Annotated in this window: 7 protein-coding genes; 2 read left to right on the top strand and 5 right to left on the bottom strand. The window is 63.6% G+C overall.

Going from position 1 to position 5,681, the window contains the following annotated elements; all coding sequences use genetic code 11:
• Positions 1-192: 192 nt before the first annotated feature.
• A complete protein-coding gene (locus JF66_RS24570) occupies positions 193-507 on the bottom strand; it encodes a hypothetical protein (RefSeq protein ID WP_035880146.1) in 315 nt (104 codons plus the stop codon).
• 575 nt (positions 508-1,082) lie between these two features.
• On the opposite strand from JF66_RS24570, the gene JF66_RS21925 reads away from it, so the two are divergent.
• Positions 1,083-2,084 carry a nuclease-related domain-containing protein gene (locus tag JF66_RS21925; RefSeq protein WP_197059476.1) on the top strand — a complete coding sequence of 334 codons (1,002 nt, stop codon included), beginning with the start codon at positions 1,083-1,085 and terminating at the stop codon, positions 2,082-2,084.
• 242 nt (positions 2,085-2,326) lie between these two features.
• Here the strand turns inward: JF66_RS21925 and JF66_RS17890 are convergent, their stop codons facing one another.
• On the bottom strand, positions 2,327-3,046 hold the full coding sequence (locus tag JF66_RS17890; RefSeq protein WP_035880144.1) for an SOS response-associated peptidase: 720 nt from the start codon (positions 3,044-3,046) through the stop codon (positions 2,327-2,329).
• 332 nt (positions 3,047-3,378) lie between these two features.
• Between JF66_RS17890 and JF66_RS17885 the strand changes: the two genes are divergently transcribed.
• Positions 3,379-4,056, top strand: coding sequence for a hypothetical protein (locus JF66_RS17885; RefSeq protein WP_035880143.1), 678 nt, complete (start codon positions 3,379-3,381; stop codon positions 4,054-4,056).
• A 173-nt stretch (positions 4,057-4,229) separates the two neighbouring features.
• Here the strand turns inward: JF66_RS17885 and JF66_RS17880 are convergent, their stop codons facing one another.
• The 3 genes from JF66_RS17880 to JF66_RS17870 all read right to left on the bottom strand — a co-directional run.
• Entirely contained in the window at positions 4,230-4,490 is a 261-nt protein-coding gene (locus tag JF66_RS17880; RefSeq protein ID WP_156109898.1) for a hypothetical protein, read from the bottom strand.
• Between the two features lie 143 nt (positions 4,491-4,633).
• Positions 4,634-4,888: a glutaredoxin-like protein NrdH gene (gene nrdH, locus JF66_RS17875; protein WP_035880141.1), complete on the bottom strand. Its 255-nt coding sequence runs from the start codon at positions 4,886-4,888 to the stop codon at positions 4,634-4,636.
• Between the two features lie 405 nt (positions 4,889-5,293).
• Positions 5,294-5,681 (bottom strand): DUF3846 domain-containing protein (locus JF66_RS17870; protein WP_035880140.1); only part of this gene is annotated, 388 nt, incomplete at its 5' end.

Raw genomic sequence — 5,681 nt, 5'->3', positions numbered from 1 at the left:
CGAACCGGCTACTCATCATTGGCCAAGAGGTACAAGACGGGGTTTGGATGAATGACCGCATAGCTGCGAACAGCAGACGCTGGCTCGTCGGGAAGCGCGGAGCACTCAACCTCAACTGGGCTAGAGCTACTGATACCTAGGCCGCAGAGAGAACAACAGGCGGCGACACACCCCGATTCGGTACTGCGTTTCTCATCGAATTGAGTAGGCCGTTTGATTCGCATCGATTGTGACGACGATGGGCTGGACGCCATCGCTCCAGGGCTGCTCGCGGATGATTTTCGCGCGAGCGAGGAGCAGCGCAAGTTCGATCGCATGCTTGATGACCACATCGATGGCGTGACTTACGTCGAGCGCGATGGTGTGACGTGCACCGAGGATGGTCGGCTCTTCGAGGAGATGGATCACCCTGGGATGCCAGGAGCTGGCGCTGAGTTTTTTGCGGAGCTGCGTGCGAAGGCCATCTCCGCGGGCGAGCGTCCGCCTGCCTCGCTTGCCGAGGTTCACGCAGAAATGGCGCGGCCTGAGGTTGATCCATCTACGGACTATCACGGCTCTCCGGCACTCGATCCCGAGCTGCAGCGCATTGTCGATGTGAACAAGCGCAATTACCTCACACCTGCGGCCTGGAGCCGCGTGCGTGGGAAGCACGCGGAACCCGAGGGCCGTGAACACAGGGCGTCGACTCCAGAACGAGACCGGGGCCTAGACCTAGGCCGGTGAGTCACTTTCAGGCCGATAACTTGCCGTCCCAGGATGTGCGAGGCCGCGTGATCGTGCGAGTTCCTTGCGCCTGAGCCCCAACCGCTCGCCACCTATGCGCAGGGCTGAGCTTCAGGTTGACGAAGTGTTCTAGGTCTAGAAACCCGCCGTGGACCTGCGGAGCATCGGCTGTTCTTGGTTTACCGACCATTGGGAACTAGGGAAACGATCCAGTCCAGCGGTAACCTCTGGGGCGTCAGCAATCAGTCGGACGGAACGGGTTCCCGCGTTTCCGGCCTGCACTGCATCCACAACATCGCCGAATATCCAGACAAGTTTCAATGCCTGCTTTTCGGCGACCCAAGCGAACGGAAGTAGTGATGGAATCCCAGGGGGGAGGGAATCAGGCAGCAAGCCAGACGGAAGCAGAGCAGGCACCGGCGGGCCCGCACACGCCCGAAGCCGGGCGGAGAGCGGCGCCCCGGGTCATCCGGGATCTCCGGGGCAATGTCCCCGGGCAGGGCCTCATGATCGAGGTGCTCCGCCGCCAAGCGGAATCCGCAGAGATCGTCCCCGAGACCGGCGCCGTGCTCCTGACAGCCGCCGCCGGGCCATGGCGGATCGGCGCGCTCGGAGAGATCCAGGTCGGCGCGCACCTCGCGCAGCTCGGCCCGGAATGGACCGTTCTGCACTCCGTTCCCGTCGGGAAGGGCGAAAGCGACATCGACCACGTCGTCATCAGCCAAGCCGGGGTGTTCACCATCAATACAAAACGGCATGCGGGCCAGAAAATCTGGGTCGCCGGGCGCGGGTTCATGGTCGGCAATCACAAGCAGCCCTACATTCGGAACGCCAGCCACGAAGCGAAACGCGCGGAGAAGATGCTCTCCTTGGCCACCGGGATGACAATCCCCGTCTGCGGTGTCATCGCTCTCGTCGACCCGGCCAGCATCACCCGCAAGGCACCGCCCGAGGGCGACGGTGTCGAACTGCGCATCATCGACTCCCGCGACCTCTGCGCCACCGTCAGCGGCCGTCCTGTTTTCAGCGTCCAGCAGGTCGCCGTCATCGTCGCCGCGGCAGCGCAACCCGGGACCTGGCACGCGGGCCCACACTCCCTAGAAGAACCAGCCGAGATCGCCGCAGCCTTCCACGCGCTCAGCGACCGCGTCGTGGACGAGGCGACACCACCCGTCACCCTACGGCCGCGCACTACGGCTTCCCCGGCAACCACGCGCACCCGCCAGCCAACGGCGGCGAAGCCCCGCGCCACCCGGCCCAGCAAGAGAGCCCAGAAGGCGAAGGAGAAGCGACAGGCAGAGATCATCAAGCTCGTCGCCATCTGCGCCGGGCTGATAATTTGGTACGTCAGCACCCACTAGCCGAGACCGGAGTCCACAGCGGATGGTGGCGCTGCATACCGACCGCCCTAGTTGAAGGCTGTCGCGGTCAGGTGCCGGTACAGTTCCCTGCCTCGACTCACAGCACCCCGGTGCCCGAGGACCGCTGCTGTCCCATGGCCCTCTTGAGTATCGGTAGGAGTCGTCCATCCAGAATCGCCGGATCTGTGGCGCCCGGGTCCCCTCTGTATCTGGCCCGTCACCGGCGTACAGGGGGTGAATCATTAATCGATTGCGGCGGGGATAATCAGGTCTGCCCCATCGTCGCCTGACGGCAGCGGTGCAACTTCGACGATGTCCAACCGCGCAGCGACAGGCAGTGCGGCCTGTATGGCAGCGTCGACGAAGTGTTGATCGCCGACCAGGTCGGGGTTCAGCCAGTCGTCCCACCAGTCCCGCGGCAGCGGGACAGGGTTCCGGTCGTGAATGTGAAGGAGCTCGTCAACGGCCCCCGAAGTCAAGATCGTGGCAGTAAGCGTCCATGGGGTCGGATCCTCGGCAGTTTTCACAGGGTCCTTCCACCATGAGTACAGTCCCGCGAGGGCGAGGACGTCGTCGGTGGCGCTGTGGATGTAGAACGGGGTCTTCTTCTTCGTGGCGGGGTCCGTCTGCCACTCGTAGTACCCGGTGGCCGGGATGAGGGCACGGTGCGTTTTGACCGGGCCGCGCCACGTCGCCTTCTCAGTGATGCCTTCCGACCGGGCGTTGAAGGTCGGAAACTTGGTCTTGAGCTCTTTGGACCAAGAGGGCGTCAGGGACCATCGCGCCGGCTCAACGCGGCGCACAGTGTCTGCGGTGCCCTTGGCCGAGTGAATGACGACGGGGATTGTTTGGGTTGGCTTGATGTTCCAACTGGGGCTCCAGTTGTGGAAGTCTCCCCCAACAGCGTCGAAGACACTCAGAAGTTCGTCAAGGGTGTTGGGGACTACGAGTCTGCCGCACATGATGTGAGGTTACAGCCGGTCGACCGCGGATGCCCAGACCCACAGTCGATGGACTTCCCTGCTCTGCCACTGAATGTAGACAGCGCGGTGCGTCCAGACGAGGGCATGGCCGTGGCTACGTTCCCTTGCGATGAGCTGACTTCTTCTTGGAGGGCGTCCTGCGCCGTCCGGGCCGGGTCGAGCTGCTCGCGCAGCTTGCCCAGTTCGTTCTCGGCGCGCAGCGCTCGTGCTGCTTCGCCGTCGGCGCGGAGGAGCGCGCCCCGGGCGCGCTAGCTCTAGGCCACGCGCCCTAGGAAATCCCGATTATTTCGAACCTATGTTCTAATATATTTATGGGACCGAACGAAACACCCAGCAGCCCCGGCCAGCACAAGACGGTGCGAGCTGACACCCTCGAACAGATCGAACCCGAGCATGGGGGCGCTTTTGTCGTGCGTCCCTACAGCCTCACAGCCGCGGAGCTCGGCGACCTACCCGCAGCCCTGGCCAGCGAACCCACCGCCGTGCGCGCTTGGGTGAGATATCCCGCCACCGCCGACCAGGTGCACGGCCGGGCCCTGGCGTGGACTCCACGGGCCGTGTACGTCCAATGGGAGAGCAGCGGTATCCACCGCGCGTGGGTGTGGGCATCGGCTGTCGAACGAGCAGCAGCGAACCAGAGTGCCTCCAGCTCCCCGGACTCGCGACCACAGGTAAACGTGATGACCGTGCGAGACACGCAACCCTTAGTCGCGTTAGTCAACGCGCAGCTGACGCAAAGCGGTGCCGAGTTCGTGACGTACACGGCGCAGGCTGCCGGGCCGTTCGGCGCGATTGTGTTCGGGTCGATCGATGGTCACCGGGTACGGCTGGAATTCTCTGTCGATCCTGCGACCAACACGTGCGCGGTGCAGCTGTTCGACCTAGCTTTGAAGGAGGTTCTGGCTGAGCGGACCCTGGCCCCGACGTTTGGCGAGGCCATCGAGTCATACGCGTGGGCCGGCGTGAGCGACTCGCTCGCTCTCACCTAGGGAGCAGCTTGCTAACACCGCGGGGCGGACCGTGAGTGGCCTGACTCCGGCGCCGAAGCGTCGCTGCGGGCCTAAATCGCGAACAGGTCCGGTATCAGGAGGACGAGGTCGCACTGGGGGCAGCACTGGCAGCCTTTGAGCCCTTGGCTCGTGGGCATGATCTCGACGTTCATCTAGGTACCGCAGGCGGGGCAGGCCGGACCACTCCAGGGGATCCCGTTGTCGCGCTCCGGGTCGAGCTGGTTGTAGACCAAGCGGGCGACCTCGATAGCGTCGGCACGGGCATCCGAGCCGGCTGCTGAAGTCGCCACTTCGTGCAGGACGACGTTGAAGGGCCCCGTTCCGGCGCCCTTAAGCGGCTCCCCTGCGACGGCGCGGGACAGAGCCTCCTCGAAGTCGCTTCGACTCATCGCTCCCCCGCTGTCTAGATTCATGTCGCTCAGTCTGGCCCAGCGTCGACGTCCGTGCACGGATCGCTTCTGATGCCGGGGCGCGGAAACGCCCCGGGCGGGGAGAGAGGACCGCCAGGGGCACTGATTGTGGGGCGCAGTAGCCTGCGCTAGGTCCGTCGTGTGTCCTAAGCGTCGAGGGCTCTGCTCTGGGCTAGGGCGGTGATGCGGTCGGGGCGGAACCCGGACCAGTGGTTGTGCTCGTCGACAACCACGATGGGTGCGGCGCTGTAGCCGAGGTCTTCCGTCACGTATTCGAGGGCTGCTGTGTTTTCGGTCACGTCGACGACTGTGTACGTGACGCCTGCTTTATCGAGCGCTATGTATGTCATCGTGCACTGAACACACGCTGGCTTACTGAATACCGTCACCAGCTCATTCATGATGTCGCTCCCTCTCTACCAACAATTTTTTTGCCCGGCTGGCAAGAGAAATCGATAGCGACCGGGAGTGGCGGAGTTCCGGGTCGTGGAATACCGGAGCGCAGTGAGGATATGCCGCGAAAGCCCGGAACGCAGGCACGGTAGGGAGCTACGGTGATCAGCCAGACAGGTAAGAACAGCAGGCCTTTACAGCGCCGCGTAGCGGCTCGATCAGGGTCCGGCCTCCGTGACGGCCCCCGCAGTGGCTTGTGCTGCATGCTGTCGCCTCTCCCGTTCTGTTGCCCTGAGAGCTGTGCGTTGACGGAATCCACTGATACTCCAATATTTCTTCTGGGCGATGACTGAGCTTGGGCGAACCTGCTCGCCGGTGGCTGGCCTGACGAGTGTCAGGCCAGCCGTCGGTACTCAAAGCGTGCGAAGGAGTTGAACGATGGCGGGGAGTGGGGCGAGGCTGATCGAGAGGCGTTCGATGACCTCCGGGCCTGGTTTCGTCTCGATTGCCTGAGTGAGCCGGTGCAGCTGCTCGACGGTGAGGCTTCGGCTGTCCCCGGTGTTCGGGTCACATCGGAGGGCGATGGCGTTGCCGAACAGAACCGCCGGGGTTCCTAGGGCATGAGCGATGATGGTTAGCCCGAGGTTGAGTGGGGAACCGTTGATGGCTCCCTCATCATCTACGAAGAGGTCGATGTCGTCTTCGAGGCTGACCACGTCGAAGTTGTTGCAGCCGATTGCGTTCTGAATGGACGTGACTGTATCTGTCTTGTCGATGGTGCAGGTCGTCGCCTCCTGGTGG

It is taken from the genome of Cryobacterium sp. MLB-32, assembly GCF_000738085.1.
Classification (GTDB): Bacteria; Actinomycetota; Actinomycetes; order Actinomycetales; family Microbacteriaceae; genus Cryobacterium.
This window is presented reverse-complemented; position numbering and strand designations above follow the sequence as displayed.